The sequence below is a fragment of the Patescibacteria group bacterium genome (assembly GCA_034659915.1).
Classification (GTDB): Bacteria; Patescibacteriota; WWE3; order JAUXAW01; family JAYEID01; genus JAYEID01.
This window is the reverse complement of the sequence record JAYEID010000014.1, coordinates 15,546-30,741: the sequence shown is the minus strand read 5'-3', so window position 1 is coordinate 30,741 and position 15,196 is coordinate 15,546. Positions and strand designations below refer to the sequence as shown.

Annotated in this window: 18 protein-coding genes; 15 read left to right on the top strand and 3 right to left on the bottom strand. The window is 41.1% G+C overall.

Translation table 11 applies throughout. From position 1 onward, the window contains the following. Positions 1–180: 180 nt before the first annotated feature. On the top strand, positions 181–1,185 hold the full coding sequence (locus tag U9M98_02910) for a hypothetical protein (GenBank protein ID MEA2020645.1): 1,005 nt from the start codon (positions 181–183) through the stop codon (positions 1,183–1,185). Positions 1,186–1,269: 84 nt separating this feature from the next. On the opposite strand, the gene U9M98_02905 is transcribed toward U9M98_02910, so the two are convergent. Next, the gene (locus U9M98_02905; protein MEA2020644.1) at positions 1,270–1,887 is read right to left on the bottom strand and encodes a sulfotransferase family 2 domain-containing protein; all 618 of its coding nucleotides are present in this window, start codon (positions 1,885–1,887) and stop codon (positions 1,270–1,272) included. A gap of 179 nt (positions 1,888–2,066) precedes the next feature. Between U9M98_02905 and U9M98_02900 the strand changes: the two genes are divergently transcribed. Together U9M98_02900 and U9M98_02895 are read left to right on the top strand one after the other, a co-directional pair. Next, entirely contained in the window at positions 2,067–2,381 is a 315-nt protein-coding gene (locus U9M98_02900; GenBank protein ID MEA2020643.1) for a hypothetical protein, read from the top strand. Between the two features lie 109 nt (positions 2,382–2,490). Beyond that, positions 2,491–3,084, top strand: a complete 594-nt coding sequence (locus U9M98_02895) for a hypothetical protein (GenBank protein ID MEA2020642.1) — start codon at positions 2,491–2,493, stop codon at positions 3,082–3,084. Between the two features lie 72 nt (positions 3,085–3,156). On the opposite strand, the gene U9M98_02890 is transcribed toward U9M98_02895, so the two are convergent. Next, positions 3,157–3,498 carry a cupin domain-containing protein gene (locus U9M98_02890; protein ID MEA2020641.1) on the bottom strand — a complete coding sequence of 114 codons (342 nt, stop codon included), beginning with the start codon at positions 3,496–3,498 and terminating at the stop codon, positions 3,157–3,159. 360 nt (positions 3,499–3,858) lie between these two features. Here U9M98_02890 and U9M98_02885 point away from each other — a divergent pair, with 360 nt between their 5' ends. From U9M98_02885 to trxA, 12 genes are all read left to right on the top strand, one after another. Continuing rightward, entirely contained in the window at positions 3,859–4,701 is an 843-nt protein-coding gene (locus tag U9M98_02885) for a hypothetical protein (GenBank protein ID MEA2020640.1), read from the top strand. A 236-nt stretch (positions 4,702–4,937) separates the two neighbouring features. Continuing rightward, positions 4,938–5,225, top strand: coding sequence for a DUF5320 domain-containing protein (locus U9M98_02880; protein ID MEA2020639.1), 288 nt, complete (start codon positions 4,938–4,940; stop codon positions 5,223–5,225). A gap of 81 nt (positions 5,226–5,306) precedes the next feature. Beyond that, on the top strand, positions 5,307–5,789 hold the full coding sequence (locus U9M98_02875) for a DUF134 domain-containing protein (GenBank protein ID MEA2020638.1): 483 nt from the start codon (positions 5,307–5,309) through the stop codon (positions 5,787–5,789). A 244-nt stretch (positions 5,790–6,033) separates the two neighbouring features. Next, positions 6,034–6,480 carry a NifB/NifX family molybdenum-iron cluster-binding protein gene (locus U9M98_02870; GenBank protein MEA2020637.1) on the top strand — a complete coding sequence of 149 codons (447 nt, stop codon included), beginning with the start codon at positions 6,034–6,036 and terminating at the stop codon, positions 6,478–6,480. Continuing rightward, on the top strand, positions 6,477–6,800 hold the full coding sequence (locus U9M98_02865; GenBank protein MEA2020636.1) for a NifB/NifX family molybdenum-iron cluster-binding protein: 324 nt from the start codon (positions 6,477–6,479) through the stop codon (positions 6,798–6,800). The genes U9M98_02870 and U9M98_02865 overlap by 4 nt, the downstream gene beginning before the upstream one ends. Positions 6,801–6,802: 2 nt before the next feature. Further along, the gene (locus U9M98_02860) at positions 6,803–7,720 is read left to right on the top strand and encodes a P-loop NTPase (GenBank protein ID MEA2020635.1); all 918 of its coding nucleotides are present in this window, start codon (positions 6,803–6,805) and stop codon (positions 7,718–7,720) included. 42 nt (positions 7,721–7,762) lie between these two features. Further along, a complete protein-coding gene (locus U9M98_02855) occupies positions 7,763–8,935 on the top strand; it encodes a cation diffusion facilitator family transporter (protein ID MEA2020634.1) in 1,173 nt (390 codons plus the stop codon). 40 nt (positions 8,936–8,975) lie between these two features. Beyond that, positions 8,976–10,433, top strand: a complete 1,458-nt coding sequence (locus tag U9M98_02850; protein MEA2020633.1) for a hypothetical protein — start codon at positions 8,976–8,978, stop codon at positions 10,431–10,433. Between the two features lie 56 nt (positions 10,434–10,489). Further along, positions 10,490–11,389 carry an ATP-binding protein gene (locus tag U9M98_02845; protein MEA2020632.1) on the top strand — a complete coding sequence of 300 codons (900 nt, stop codon included), beginning with the start codon at positions 10,490–10,492 and terminating at the stop codon, positions 11,387–11,389. Between the two features lie 262 nt (positions 11,390–11,651). Then, complete coding sequence (locus tag U9M98_02840) at positions 11,652–12,998, top strand: hypothetical protein (protein MEA2020631.1); 1,347 nt, start codon at positions 11,652–11,654, stop codon at positions 12,996–12,998. 56 nt (positions 12,999–13,054) lie between these two features. After that, positions 13,055–14,167, top strand: coding sequence for a YibE/F family protein (locus U9M98_02835; GenBank protein MEA2020630.1), 1,113 nt, complete (start codon positions 13,055–13,057; stop codon positions 14,165–14,167). Between the two features lie 47 nt (positions 14,168–14,214). Continuing rightward, positions 14,215–14,535 carry a thioredoxin gene (trxA, locus tag U9M98_02830; protein MEA2020629.1) on the top strand — a complete coding sequence of 107 codons (321 nt, stop codon included), beginning with the start codon at positions 14,215–14,217 and terminating at the stop codon, positions 14,533–14,535. Between the two features lie 3 nt (positions 14,536–14,538). On the opposite strand, the gene U9M98_02825 is transcribed toward trxA, so the two are convergent. Further along, positions 14,539–15,081 (bottom strand): inorganic diphosphatase, encoded by a 543-nt coding sequence (locus U9M98_02825; protein MEA2020628.1) that lies wholly within the window; start codon positions 15,079–15,081, stop codon positions 14,539–14,541. Between the last annotated feature and the right edge of the window lie 115 nt (positions 15,082–15,196).

The following is a 15,196-nucleotide window of genomic DNA, read 5'->3' as shown; positions in this document are numbered from 1 at the left end:
AGTGTTCTGCGTCCCACTGCGGGGGTATTCATTATTCATAATGAGTGATACCCCCGCTCGATTTTGTATATTATTACTGTACTGTTATTTTTCACCACACACCTCCGAACACCAGGCACTAACCTCCTTCGCATCTAACCTTGATAGTTCTGTGTTGTTGAGCTACTATAATACTGATTAATGGGGAAGTTTTTGTCCTTTGTTCTTAATTTTTTCTTTCTTGTTGCCCTTGGTTTAAGCATTTTAACTTTTTCGGTTGAAAACACTCTCCTCCAGTCTTCTTTCCACACCAAGAATTTAAAGGAGATTAATTTCTATCAGAGTATTGGTAAGGAGGTTATTCCCAGCTTGCTTTTAGAAAGTGGTGACTCTCCAATGGCAGAACAGATTCCCTTGCCCAAAGATGCTCTAGGGGAGGTTATTGCACAATCTATTCCCGCCAGCTGGTTGGAAGGGGAAGTAGAGAAGAATTTGGATAATATCTTTGCTTACTTAAAGGGTAAGGATGCGAACCTTGCGGTTAATATAAATCTAGCGCTTGTTAAAGAGGGCCTGAGCCAGAACTTTGTTCGGGCTTTCGAGGCGAAGCTCCAAGAGCTACCGGTTTGTAGTAGGGAACAGCTAATGAAAATGTCGGAAAGTAATGTTGGGAGTTTAGAATGCATTCCACCGCATTTGAAACAAGGCGGATTACCGCCAGAGTTCCACCAGCAGATTTCGGGAATGACAGCAAATGTTCCCGACCGGATTGATTTGTCAGAAAATTTGCCCCCGGAAGCGGAGGATAAGTTCGCGGGGATTCAAAGAGGTTATCAGGTCTTTCGGATTGTAATGTGGGGGCTAATGGCAATTACTGCTTTATTGTTTATTGTTCTTTTGCTTTTGAACAAAGAAAGGTCGCTAGGTTATTTGAAGAATTTAAGTATTATTCTTTTGGTTGGGTCAGTAGTTAGTTTTACTGTGCAAACTTGGGTGAGCTCTAATATTTTGCAAGTCCTTCCGGCCTTGCCAAAGACGGAACCTGCTGCTTTGAATCCTGTTCGTGATGATTTAGTTTCCGTTACTGTAAGTTCATTTTTGGGTTATACGTCAAACATTACTCTTATATTTATTGCGGGTTCTGCCCTTTTTCTTCTTTTTGTTGTTGTGAAAAATCTCCTAAACAAGAGCTCCTCCGTAGCTTGACCTTGAACACGGTTTAACTAAATTTTGCTGAGAACACCCAAACCCCATTTACTATATGAACCTACCTTCTTTATTTAGCCACCTCTAAAAATTATAGTTAAATAATGCTACGTCCTTTTTATAAGCATTTTTAATTATTCTTTTTGTTTCCTCGTCGTAGTAGTCGCGGTAAAACTTATGATCTGATTTATTTGAAACGGGAGGATAGTCAAGCTCTATTTCTAATTTTTTTGACAATTTATCTAAGTCCTTATTAAAATTCTCGAATTTCCCGACAAAATCTATTAATAGCTCTTTATTATTGTTACAAATCCATTTGTATTGGGGTTTGAAATGGATCTGCTCAAGGATTTTTTTGTTTGCAAATGCATCTTTTACAAATTTTTTAAAATTTCCTTCGTATTTTGCAAGATATTTTTTTCTGTCCTTCTCATCTTTTGGATTGCCTCCGCCCTCATTTAAATAAAAGAAAGCAGAAACTAATCTATCCCACGGATTTCTTACAAATGTAAAGATAAAGTTGTCTTTATTATAAAGTCTTGGCCGGTCTTTAAGGTATTTATAATTTGGTTTTCTAGTGTCGTGTCCAACAACAGGGAAGTTGTTTTTCCAACAAATATGTCTTTCGATCGATGAACCACCAGTTCTTGGAACATGAACAAAGATGATGTTCTTTTTAATGAAGAAGGAAAAGATATTCATTATTGGTTAGCTTATCACATTGCGTAGGACTTGTTTGCTAAGCAAGTGTGGAGATATTGAAGCCTCCTTTGGTAAGGTGAAGGGCTTTGTCTTATTCCTTTTCAGTTGCTTTTCTCCTGAAGTTCCAGTAGAATTAAGTTATTCTGCGGTTAGGGTTGTCTGAAGTTCGTGAGTAAGTTATGAAAAAACCTTCTTTACCGTTCATTGGGTTTTTACAAGCTCTGGGTGTTTTCTTTTATTGTGGACTAGTTGCGCTTTTCTTCTGGAAAGGTAACGAGGTTTTTGGGGTAGCTCCAAATTATTTAGGACCTCTCCTTGTTTTACTTCTTTTTGTTCTTTCCGCTTTAATTTGTGCGCTTATTGTTTTAGGTTACCCTATTAAGTTGTTTTGGGAGAAGGGGGAGCCAAAAAGCGCACTTCGTTTAGTTGCTTATTCAGCTGCATGGGTTTTCTTTTTCTTGATATTCCTCCTTGCCCTCTTGCTGTTTGTTTAGTGGGAATTGGTTGGTAGAGACTCACCATGTCCATTTTCCTTTTAAATTTGACATGTTGGTTTCTATGTTAGAAATTATATTCAATTCGTGTGGAAGGGGGTGAACAAAAGTGAAGAAAATATTATTAATTTTAGTGCCTGTTTTAGTAGTGGCTGGTGTTGGCGCTTGGTATTTTCTGGGACGTTCGGGCGGGCAGCCTGTTACTGTTAGAGGTCCTAGTTCCCAAAGTGAAAGGGCACAGGAAAGTAAGACTTATACAGGAACTCTTCAAAAAATGGTGGGGCTAGGAATGTCTCTTAAGTGCACTTGGGAGGCGGAAGGAAATTCGGGAACTTCTTGGGTAAAGGGAGACCAGACTTATACGGAAGTTAATGCTGAAGGCCAAGTAGCCAAAGTTATTGCAAAGGATGATTGTATGTGGAGTTGGAGCGAAGGCCAGGCAAAAGGAATTAAGATGTGTTACGACACTAGCGAAGCGATGTATGCGGAAGGGGAAAGCGATACTGGTGACGGTAGTACTTCCGAGGTCGGTGCTGTAAAGCCTCCAACTGATGTGCAATATAATTGTCGCCCAGCAACAGTTTCTGCGGGCAAATTTAACCCCCCAAGCAATGTTGAGTTTATGGATATGCAAGAGATGATGCAGGGTAATTTGGAAGATTTGCAAAACCAGGCTGAGGATTTAATGCCGGAAGGAATGTGATTATAAAGAGGCAGCCCCTCAGGTTGGCTTATGGCTACTGAGGGAACCTGCCTCGTTACGCTTTAAGGGGAATTAAGAAACTTCTTCGTGTTGTTCTGGGTACCATGCCGGTGTGCAGGGGACAAACATTACTAGATTTCCTTCCCAGAAGTATCTCTCGCCAGGTTCAAAGAGAATCAAGGATCCGGGTCGAAGTTTTACTTCATCACTTTCTACCACAACGCGCCCCGAACCCTTTATGATATACGCCAACTCCTTGCACTTGTGGTTTATAACACGTCCCTCGTCTGGGTACCGGCCAGACAGCTCAATAACAGCTCCGTTGATATCTTTGTCACCTAATGGATATTCGTAAGCAATGCATGTTGTACTGTTTTCGTGCTTTTCAGACTGATTCTTGTGCAAGACTTTCACAGCTAATCTCCTTTCCAGTAGTCCAAAAGCTCAGAAACTATTGGTCCTTTTTTGTAATTCTTTTTGCACGGAAATTCTTTACACTTAAAACAAAGATTAATTCCCCGTTCTTTAGCGCACGAGGGCAAAGGACAAATATCTGCAGGTATTTTTGGGCTACAGCCGAAGCATTCGTCTGCTTTGAATTTTGGACATTCGGAGCATGCTAAACCGCACACTCCAATTACTGCTTCTTTTTCCATATTTATTAATTAGATAATACTGGAGCTGGCTCACTTTTTCAATTAAGAATCATTTTGTTTGGTTTGCTGTTAGCTTGACATCCAAGCTGTTTCTCAGTTACTATGGGGACAGCGAATTATGACTTCTCCCACTTCTGGGAAAAAGCGATCTCCAATTATTAGCTTACTTGTAGCTATCTTTCTTCTGTTAAGCGCATCCTTTCTAGTTTATTGGTATTTCTTGCGCGAGCCTTCGCAGCATTTTGAAGAGCAGGAACCTACCACCACAGAATCCACTCGAGATATGGAGGAATTGGAACCTAACGACAAACCCGTTGATGCTACCCAGATTAGTTCCGGAACTGTAAAGGGTAGTTTAGGTGATGGGGATAAAGATAGTTTTAAGTTTACTGTTCCCGACGGAAATTTACTGCGGTTCTCTTTAACCCCGAGTGCGGGTTCACAGCCTATGGCTTTGCAACTTTTGGATCCTGAACAAGAAGAAATTTGGTTTGAGGATGGTATATTTCCGGGAGAACCTTTAGAAGCTGCTAAGTTAATGAGTAGTGAGTCCGGAGGAACCTATTATTTACAAGTTTCTTTTGGCCCTGGTGTTTACGAATTGGAAATTAGTTTTGAAAGTCAGAATGACGGGGAATCTGGGGGAGATGCTGGAACAGACGCAGCTACTGCAGTTGCGGTTGAGAAGAATCTTTTTCGGGGGGTGGTAGGGGATTTTGATGAAGATGACTGGTACCGAGTAGTTCCGGAAGCAGGGGAAGAACTAACCTTTGCTACAGAACAAGATTCTAAAGATATGGCTGTTCAAATCTTAGATTCTGATCAGCAGGAAATTTGGTATGTAGATGACCTTGGTTCTACAGCATATGAAAGTTTTACTTTTGGTGAAAGTTTTGACTCTCCTTACTTTTACCTTCGTGTAGCTAATGGTGTTGGAGGCTACACTGTAAGTTTTGATTAACAAGGGTAGGCAAGCGGAGATTTCCTGGCAGAATCCTCTTTTAAACCTTATGGAACAAATTGACAAGTGAATAATTATTCAATATAATATTGGTAGTTATTTATTGGTTATTTCCTCGTGTTGCTTTGGGCGCTTTGTGGAGACATAACCCCACTTCGCCAAGGCTTCGAGGGGTATAAGAGCTTCTAAATTTGTGTTACTCATTAAGAAGCTCTAATAAGGAGGTGAAAAAAAATATGCCAGGATTTGATGGAACAGGACCTCGCGGAGAAGGCCCATTAACTGGAAGAGGCTTGGGACCATGCGGTGGGGGTTTAGGATTTCGGCGGGGTTTTGGTTTTAGGCGGTTTGGGCTACGGCGCGGGTTGGGGTACGGTATGGGGCGTTTGGGAGGTTTTTTTGGACGAGGCCGTGCTTATTCTAAGAAAGAAAGTTTAGAAGACCTTCGAGAGTATAGGAGATTTTTGGAAGAGGAGTTAAAGGCTCTTAAGGAATACGAAAGCGAATTGCAAGACAAGGAGTAAAAAGAACCCGCCTCAGCCTTAAAAATTTTTTAAGGCTTGGCGGGCGTAGGTATTATTAGTTTGTCATAGGGATCTTTTGATATGCCAAGACCAAAAAAAGTAAGGAAAATTAGGTTTAATCCCGATGTTACTTATTTTAAACCTCGGGGTGTGCCTTTGTCGGAGCTGGAAGAGGTTGATTTGAGTTTAGAAGAGTTGGAGGCGCTGCGTCTAGCTGATTTAAAAAGAACGAACCAAACTGAAGCAGCGGAGCAAATGGGCATTTCCCAAAGTACCTTACATCGTGTGCTTGCGGAAGGTAGAAGGAAAATTGCCGAAGCTCTTGTAGAGGGAAAAGCTATTAGTGTGAAGGGGGGTGATTACAAGATGGTTACCCTTCGACAAGGCTCAGGGCGGGGAGGTAGAGGTGGTGGTCGTGGGCGAATGGGTGGTCCTTATGCTGCTGGTCCGGGGGGAACTTGTGAGTGTCCTAGTTGCGGTCATACTGTTGCCCATAAAGCAGGAGTTCCTTGTCCTAAAGTTGAGTGTCCAAAGTGTGGGACAAAGATGGTAAGGAAGAATTAGGATAAATTGACCTAATTAGTCTAATTATTCCTAACCTGCCTTGTCGGCAGACAGGTTATTCTGATCAATAGCCAATTTCTCTAGTTACCGAAACTATTTTTTTAAAGCTTTAGAACTAGAAATTGGGTCATTGTGGTTTGATTAGGTTAATTAGTTCACTTAGTGTAATTAGAAATTTTAAGCTTTGTTTAGTATTTAGGATTTCGAATTTAGGATTTTTGGGTTAGTTTGGAGGTGATTTACATTGAATATATGTATTACATCGACAGGTGAAAATTTAGAAGCGCCAGTTAGCCCTCGGTTTGGTCGTTGTCCTTATTTCTTAATTGTTGACACAGAAGGTGAAGATGTAAAGGTTGTTGAGAATCCAAGCAATCGAGCATCTCGGGGAGCAGGTGTGGGTGCTGCTCAGATTGTTTCAGAAGCAGGTTGCGATATTGTTATTACTGGGAATGTTGGTCCAAATGCTCTTTTTGCTCTTGACAGGTTTGGAATAAAAGCGTATGCAGGTGCTGCGGGTAAAACTGGAGAGAAGGCTTTAGAGGCTTTTAATGCGCGGGAGTTAACGTTAGTGGAACCTGCTTCTTCTCGTGGGGGTCGTGGGTCTGGTCCCCCAGGTAGTGGTTCGGGACAGGGTCCGGCTGCTAAGGGCGGAAAAGGACATATTGGTAGAAGGAGGGGGAATATGTGACTAGGGTAGCGTTTTCTACTAATGGTGATAATATTGACGCGGAAATTGCGGAACACTTTGGGCGGGCTCAAAACTTTTTGGTTTACGATATGGAAAGTGGTAGTAACGAAATATACGCAAACCCAGAAGTAGCGGGGAAGGAAATTTTGCCACCAAGATTTTTGTATCAGCATGAGGTGACAGATGTAGTTTGTTTTGGATTAGGGCATAAAGCAGCAAAATTGTTCGAGGAACTAAGTATTAGCGTTTTTAAAGCGGAAGAAGGGCTTATACGTGATAATATAAGGAGGTTTAAAGACAGCGTTCTTTCTAGGTTCTAAATATGGAAGTTGTTGCAATAACAGGCGGCAAGGGTGGGGTTGGAAAATCCACCTTTGCTATTTTGTTAGCTAATAAATTAAGGAGTGCTGGCAAGAAAGTTGTTCTTGCAGATTTGGATGTTGAGTGTCCGAACGATTACCTCTTGTTGGGGTTGCAGTTGGGAGATGTGAAGAAAAGAGTTTATGCAAAATTTCCTAAGTTGGATAAGGAAAAGTGCACTAAATGTGGGTTATGCGTTCAAAAGTGCCCCGACAACGCGATTTTTCAGCCCCAAACTAAGTCAGATTCTGGAGAGGAAAAAAAAGGCTACCCTGTTTTTATGTTGGAGCTTTGTGCAGGCTGTGGTTTGTGTTGGAGCATTTGTCCGGTAGGTGCAATTGAAGTTGAAGAAAAGGTAACCGGAGAGGTTTTTGTAGACCAGTCGAGGAAAACCTCCGAGGTTGGATCTGCAGAAGCCTCGGAGGTTGAGGAATCGGCTGGTTTGGAAAAACAAATTTACTGGTTAGTTACAGGAAGATCAGTAGGAATAGTAGAAGAAACAGGGCCTGTTGTTGCTGAAGTTAGGAAATATGCAGAGGAGTTTGCGAAGAAAGTAGGAGCAGATTATTTACTATTAGATACAGCGCCAGGCTTACACTGTTCCGTAATTAGAGCCCTTTGGGAAGTGGATAAGGCTTATGCAGTTACTGAGCCTACCCCACTGGGTGCTCACGATTTGAAACTCATTTTGGAACTTTTGGAAAAATTAGAGGTACCTGCAAAAATAGTTTTAAACCAAGCTGATCTAGGTAATCGCAAACTTATCGATTGTATTGCAGAAGAATTCGATGCCCGAGTTGAATACGAAATTCCTTATTCAAGAAAGTTAGTTGAAATGTATTCTAAAGGACAGTTAGGAAATTTTATGCAATCATTCTGAGGAGCGGGCCTGCGAGTGACGAAGGGTCGCTCACGATAAACAATGTTAAGCAAACAGTCAGTTTCTATAATTAGTACAGCTGTAAACGGTGTCATGGGCATAGCCAAGGCAGTTACGGGTTTGGCAGCGGGGAGTTCCGCGTTGGTTGCGGAGGGCTTACACTCTAGTATTGATTTTGTTTCTTCAGGAATAACTTATTTGGGAATACGAGTGGCTGAGAAAAAGCCAACCAAGCGTCATCCATACGGTTGGGGTCAGGCAGAGGTGTTGGCTAGTTTAATCGTGGTTATTTTTATTGGATTGGCTGGTGTTGAAATTGTTAGGGAAGCGGTAAATTCTTTATTGGCAGGAGAATATGAGCCTATTAGTGGACTTCTCTCTTTAGTTGTAATGGCAGCTTCTGTTGTTGTAAATGAGGTGATGGCGCGGCTTAAGATTCGTGTTGGACAGGAGCAAGAGTCCTTAGCGCTTATTGCAGATGGCAAGCATTCTCGTGTAGACGTATTTTCTTCTGGGGCTGCTTTTCTTGGAATAGGCTTGGCACGGTATTTTCCAATTGCGGATAGTCTTACAGCACTTGGTGTGGGTATTTATATTCTTTATGAAACATTTGAGTTGGGTAAAGAAGTTGGAGAGAACCTTTTGGATGTAGCAGATTTAGAGGCAGAAAAGGAGATTCGAAAAATTTGTGCGGAAGAGCAGGTAGAGGTGGTGGATTTAAAAACAAGAAAAATTGGTTCTCGGACTTCGGCAGAGCTGGAAATTAAGATTCCCGAGAATGTAAAGATGGGTCGGGTAGATGATTTAATTCATGATTTGCAGAGAACTTTGATTGATAAGGTCTCGCGCTTAGAATATGTGACGATTCAAATCAAAGGAGAAGGTCGTAGGATAAGGATGTTTAGAGGAAAGTGTGATGAGCCTTTGGACAAGATTGGTCCAGACAAGCAAGGGCGTCGAGTTCTTACACCTTACCGGGAAGGAGAGATTTACGAAGATTTTGGTGCTCCTGAGTATTTGGTGACTGATTATAAAAATGGGAAGGAGATACAAAGAGTTGTAGTGGAGAATCCCTATTTCAAAATTGGGCGTGGTCATGGTGTGCAATTTGCACGAGCAGTAGGCGCAGATGAAGTTAGAACCAAGGAAATTGGTGATAATGCCCTGGATGCGCTTAAGAAGTTAGGTATAATAGTACGGGACTTGGAGTTTTAGAAATTAAGATTTTAATTTAGGAGAAGTTAACTATTTACAAATGAGCTACAAAGAATTACTACAAGGGTTCCTTTTATTGGCATTAGCAATTGTTTTTTTGGGGCAGGCTGCTTTTGCACAGGAGAAAGCTACCGGTGCCCTCTATTTTACTGGTGTAGGCTGTACGCATTGTGCAAAGTCCGACCCTGTTGTTTTAGGCTCTTTTCTGGAAGAAAATCCCCAACTAATTGTTTTTGAATACGAGATTTATCAGCAGGGAACAGCTAACGCTCCTGTCTTTAGTAAATATGCTGATTTTTATGGGTTTCGTCCAGGTGTGCCTGCGTTGCTTTTTGGTGACGGTTCAGTTTTTTTGGGCGATAGAAACATTACAAATATTGAGTCCTCTCAGTTAAGGCTACAGGCTGAAGAAAAAGTTCCCCTATTTAATGGTGATAGGAAGGAGATAGCGAATCTTAAATCTTCAGATCTTCCTGGGTTAGTTAAAATTTGGTCTAAAGATAGGGTGCTGATTAGGAAAAGCTTTGAAAAATCCTCTTCTGATAGGGTCCCTCTAGAGTTGCTATCTGGTGATATTAATGTTGTGCTAGATGCCTATAATTATAAAGAGGTAATTCCTACGCCTATCGCGCTTTCAGGTGCTTCGGTACAGTTTGGTAAGGCTGTTCAAGTTGACGGTTGGGTTTTTCAGTGGGACCGGAAAGATTTTGGTAGTATCAGTTTTGGTGATTCGACCGAAGACATGGTTAAGAGTTTTGCAGGCGAGGTCCAGGGTGAATTTGTAGAGGACCAAGATCCTGGCGGTTCGTTAACATTAGCAAAAATAGCCTCATTGGGAGCTGCAGATGCAGTTAACCCTTGCGCTTTAGCAGTTTTAACGCTGGTCCTTGTTACCATACTTACGCGCAATCCAAAAAATCGAAAAGCTGTTCTTTGGGCTGGGCTGGCGTTTACTACATCTGTGTTTGTAATGTATCTTTTTTATGGGCTGATTATTATCCGTTTTTTCAAATTGGTAAGTGCTTTAACTAACATTCGGCTTTTGCTTTACAAGATATTGGGCGGAGTAGCTATTTTTCTTGGTATTTTACAGATTAAAGATTTTGTTGATTATTCCCCGGGCAGTTTTGGTACAGAGATGCCGTTGGGTCTAAGATCCAAGGTAAAAGAACTTGTTGATAGGCTAACCTCACCTGCTGGTGCTTTTGGGGTTGGGGCTTTTGTAACTGTTTTTCTGCTCCCCTGTACTGTAGGCCCTTATATTATTTGTGGGGGGATTCTTTCAACTCTAGATTTTGTACAAGCCTTGCCTTGGATGCTTCTTTACAATTTTATTTTCGTTCTTCCAATGATTTTGATTACGCTTGTTTGCTATAAAGGCTTTGCTACTGTTGAGGATGTTTCTGGCTGGAAAGATAGAAATATCCGTTACCTACATTTGGTTGCTGGTATTTTAATTTTTGCTTTGGGGCTAGCAATGGTCTTTGGTTGGATATAACTGTTAGATTTATTTTGCGAAGTTGGTTTTTTTAATTTTTCTGTTTTGTAATTCTAATGGAAATTGCTATTGCATCTGGAAAAGGTGGGGTAGGAAAAAGTATGGTTGCCTCCTCCTTGGCGATTCTTTTTTCTCGTATTGAAGAAGTAGTTGCTGTTGATGCTGATGTGGACGCCCCTAATTTACATCTTTGGTTGGGGGAGGGGGAGGATTGGGATTTGGTAGAGCCTCTTTCTACTAATAGCCGTCCAGTAATTGATTCTGATAAATGCACAGGTTGTGGTAAATGCGTTGATATTTGTCAGTTTGGTGCTCTCTCTTTTGAAAATACACAAACTGAAAGTCCCGTCCTTTCCGAGAGGACGGGACTTGTCTCTCGGTTAAACAAATATTTTTGCGAGGGTTGCGGTGCTTGCGCGGAAGTTTGTCCGGAAGGGACAATCCAAATGGAACCAGTGGAAAATGCGGAAATTCGCATTAAAGGAAAGACGAATTACGGATTCCCATTAGTTTCTGCACAGCTTAAACCGGGGGAGACGGGTTCAGGTAAAATTGTGGATGAGATAAAGGCTAGGGCGGAGGAATATGATTACGAAATGTTGTTAATTGATGTTCCTGCAGGTACGGGGTGTCCAGTAATTGCTGCTATTAAAGATGCAAATTTTGCTGTTTTGGTTACAGAACCAACACCCTCGGGACTCAGCGATTTAAAACGGGTATTGGAAGTTATTAATCACTTTGGTGTACCTTTCGGGGTGGTTGTTAATAAGTGGGATATTAACAGTGATCTTAGTTCGCGGATTGAATCTGACTTTGAAGGTAAAATATTAGGTAAAATTTCTTACGATAAGGGCGTTTTTAAAGCCATTTCTAACATCACCCCCGTTTTGGAAACAGGTTTGGATACGGTGGGGGAGCTAAGAGGAATTTTTGAAAAGCTGTCGAAATGTTTATAACCTAAATCTATCGTAAGGGACGTTCCGCATCGCTAAAAAGGTGCCCGCCGCCCTATTTTGAGTTCTCACTACGGTGTTAAGAAACACCTCCGTTCGAAAAGGGGCGAAAGTTATATTATATAGCGGTGTGCAGCTCGTCAGTGGGCGGGCGGTTCGCGGAAAACGGGTCAGATTCTTGACAGAGGATAACCCAAGTAGTAAATTTTAAACGGGTAATAATTCTTAATTGTTTGTGCAATTTAGGCAGTTGCTTACCAATCTAATGTTGGATGCTACACACCGCAATTACAACTTCTTAATTATAGTATCTTTATCCATCCTTATTTTTGTGCTTTCGATATTTTCTATTATTTATGTTGCGTGCGAGAGCAGTACTGCTGATGATGGAGGTATGCAGGGGGATGCTTCTCCGAGTTTGGAGTTGAGTGAAAGTCAGGAAGTTCTGAGTCCGGAGGGAATAATGTTTTTGATTGAATACAAAGACACGGTGGGTTTGGTTAATTTTGTTAATGAAATGGAAAAGCACGGTGTTACAGGTCTTTTAATGGTTACTCCTGAATTTGTTGAAGAGCATTGTTCTGAAATAAGAGAGATAATTAAGCACAATGTGGAGATTGTGGGTTGTAATGTTGAAGAACCCTTTTGGGATGTCTCTTATGAGGAACAGAAGGCAAGAATTAAAGGCATGGTTGACAGAATTGAAGCATGTACTGGTGAACCAGTACGGATAGTTAACTCGCGGTATTTTGCTTCGGATATGAATACTGTGAAGGCGGCGGAAGATTTAGGTATTCCATACATTACAGCACGAGGCGTGACTGATACTAAGGCTACGGTTTTTCAACCAGAAGGCTATAATGTAAAGATCCTTTCTGTCTCCAACATCCCCTCTGTCCAATTTAAGTACGGGTCATTGTGCGATTACTCTTATTTTGAGCGGGCAGGGACACCTGAAAATATGCGTGCGGAGTTAGAAAGGGCTTTACTTCCTTTGGAAGAAAAGGAAAAGGAGCGTTATGGTCCCTATCATCGGATTACACCTGTAACACATACTAATATTGGGGGGTATTTAAAGCCTTGGCTAGATATGTGGAAGAGTTTCTGGGCTGAAGCTAATATTAACTGGGTTACTCTAGATCAGATTATGGCAAACCCAGACTGGGTATTACCTCTTTGGCAGATTCCTATTAACAAAAATGCTCCTTATACACCGGAAAAGACTCGTCCCTTAATACCATATGAGGATGAGGAAAAGGTAAGCAACCCTTGTGCAGTGGAAGAGCTTTCGGATGGTGGGGTAGAAGAAAAGCCTCGCGGTGGTTCCGAAGTAAGAACAGAGGAACGGGTCATAATGTTTCACAATAATCAGGGACCTATGTGCAAGGATGCAGTAGAATTTTTTGAGCAGTTGGATGTTTCTGTGGAAGAACACCTTACTTCTGAATCTGATTTTTGGGAAGAATTAAATAAGTGGAAGAATTTGTACAAACAGAGCGAAGGTGTTTCTCCCTCCTTTGGGTACTATCCTATTATTTTTGTTAACGACCGTGCTTTTTCCGGCTTTAATGCAGAAATTGAAAATGAAATTTTGAACGAGATTTCCCCTTAACAAGTCCCTTTTACAATTAAAAATATTTAAGATTTATTTAGGTGTATAATTAGGTTATGTTTGAAAGCAATATATTACTCCGGTTTATAACTATAATTTTTATTTTTTCTCTTGTATTACCATCCTTTGTATTAGCAGCAGATGAGCTACCGCAAGAAACTGTTTTGGAGGGTCGGGTAGTAAATGTTTTGGATCAAGAAGAGAACCAAGGTGATCCGGAAGCCCAGATATTTGTAGTTAAGTTAGAGAGTGGGGACCGGGCGGGAGAAGAGGTAGAAGTATTGGGTGGTGGTTCTACTCAACGGATTGGTGACTCGGAGTACAAAGAAGGTGATCGTGTTCTGGTTGCCCAAACAACAAATCTTTCGGGTGACTCGGAATTTTATATTCAAGGTTTTGTGCGGCGCAATGCTTTGCTTTCCTTGTTTGTTATTTTTGTAATAGTTACCCTCCTAGTGGCTCGCTGGCGTGGTTTGACCTCTCTTATAGGTATGGCAATGTCCTTCCTTGTTATTTTTAAAGGGATTAGTCCTCTTATTCTAGGAGGAGCTAATCCTGTGTTGGTAGTTGCAGGAGCGTCTCTAGCTATAATTCCATTAACCTTCTTTTTGTCGCACGGGATGAATAAGAAGAGTTTAGTTGCGGCAGCTAGCACAGTTCTTTCTTTGATAGTTACGATTGGGCTTGCATCTTTATTTTCAAACATAGCGCATCTTACAGGATACTCTTCGGAGGAAGCAGCTTATCTTCAGACTATGGTTCCTGGAAAAATAAATTTTCAGGGATTGGTTTTGGCTGGGATAATTGTCGGTGTTTTAGGGGTGTTGGACGATATTACTGTTGCGCAGGCTGCTGTGGTTCAAAAATTGCGGGAGGCAAATCCCCGGCTCCCAAGTAATGAGTTGTTTTTCAATGCGCTTTACGTGGGTCGGGATCATATTGCTTCTATGGTAAATACTCTAATACTTGTATACGCAGGAGCTTCTCTTCCCCTTCTTTTACTTTTTGTCAATACTTCTCAGGATTTGTCTCTGGTAATAAATAACCAATTCTTGGCAGAAGAAATTGTACGTACTCTAGTAGGCAGTATTGGGCTAATTTTTGCTGTGCCTGTGACTACTTTTTTTGCTGTAAAAGCATTTCCCCGACCTTTTTCTTCGCAATCTTAAAAAAGGTACTTGACAAATAAGTTTAGGCTTGTATATTGGGTAAAGCAGTGGTTGTAATACTTAATGATGAAAATTTTGAAGAAGAAGTTTTGGATGCTGAGGGCTTAGTTCTTGTTGACTTTTGGGCGCCCTGGTGTGGTCCCTGTCAAATTATGAGCCCAGTAGTGGAAGAGTTAGGTGAGGAGTGTGGTGACCAGTTAAAAGTGGGAAAGTTAAATGTTGACGAGAATCCTCAGGCTGCTGAGGCTTACGGAATAATGAGTATCCCTACCTTGCTTTTCTTTGAAGATGGAGAGCAAGTGGATCAATTAGTGGGTGTACACTCTCGGAGTAATATAAAAGCACTTATTGATGAACTGGTGAAGTAGTTTTTACTGGAATTTATTTTTGTAATCTTTGATAGCAGCTTCGATTGCCTGGTAAGCATCTTCGATACTTTTCCATCCTTCAATTTTAATATTCTTTTCTGCCTGTAGCTCAGCATAATTTTGCCAAAAGTTGGTTATTTCCTTTCTAAAATGAGAACTGAGATCTTCCAGTTTTTTTGTGTCTTTAAAGCGGGGATCGGAAGAAGCTACACTAATAACCTTACTATCCTTTTCTCCTGAGTCAATTAAATCTAAAAGTCCAATTGGGCAAGCGTTTAAGAGACAACCGGGAAAAGTTGTGAAAGTGGAGAGGACCATTACATCTAAAGGGTCGTTATCTTTTCCCCATGTTTGGGGGATAAATCCGTATTCAGTAGGGTAGAATACGGATCCATATAAAGCGCGGTCCAATTTAAAAACTCCAATACTCTCGTCGTATTCGTATTTATTACTGCCACCCCTTGATATTTCTACTAAACAATGAATCTCTTTTGGTGGGTTTGGTCCAGGAGAAAGTTTATGAAACAAATTGTTTTGGTTATCCATTATGCACTTGATTTTAACAAAAAAATTACCTGCGGGTAAAGTATTGTAAGGGTGGTCTAGATGCCCGTGCCTAGAGAGCATTGTTTGTGGGGGTGTTCATGTTATACTTTTAGAG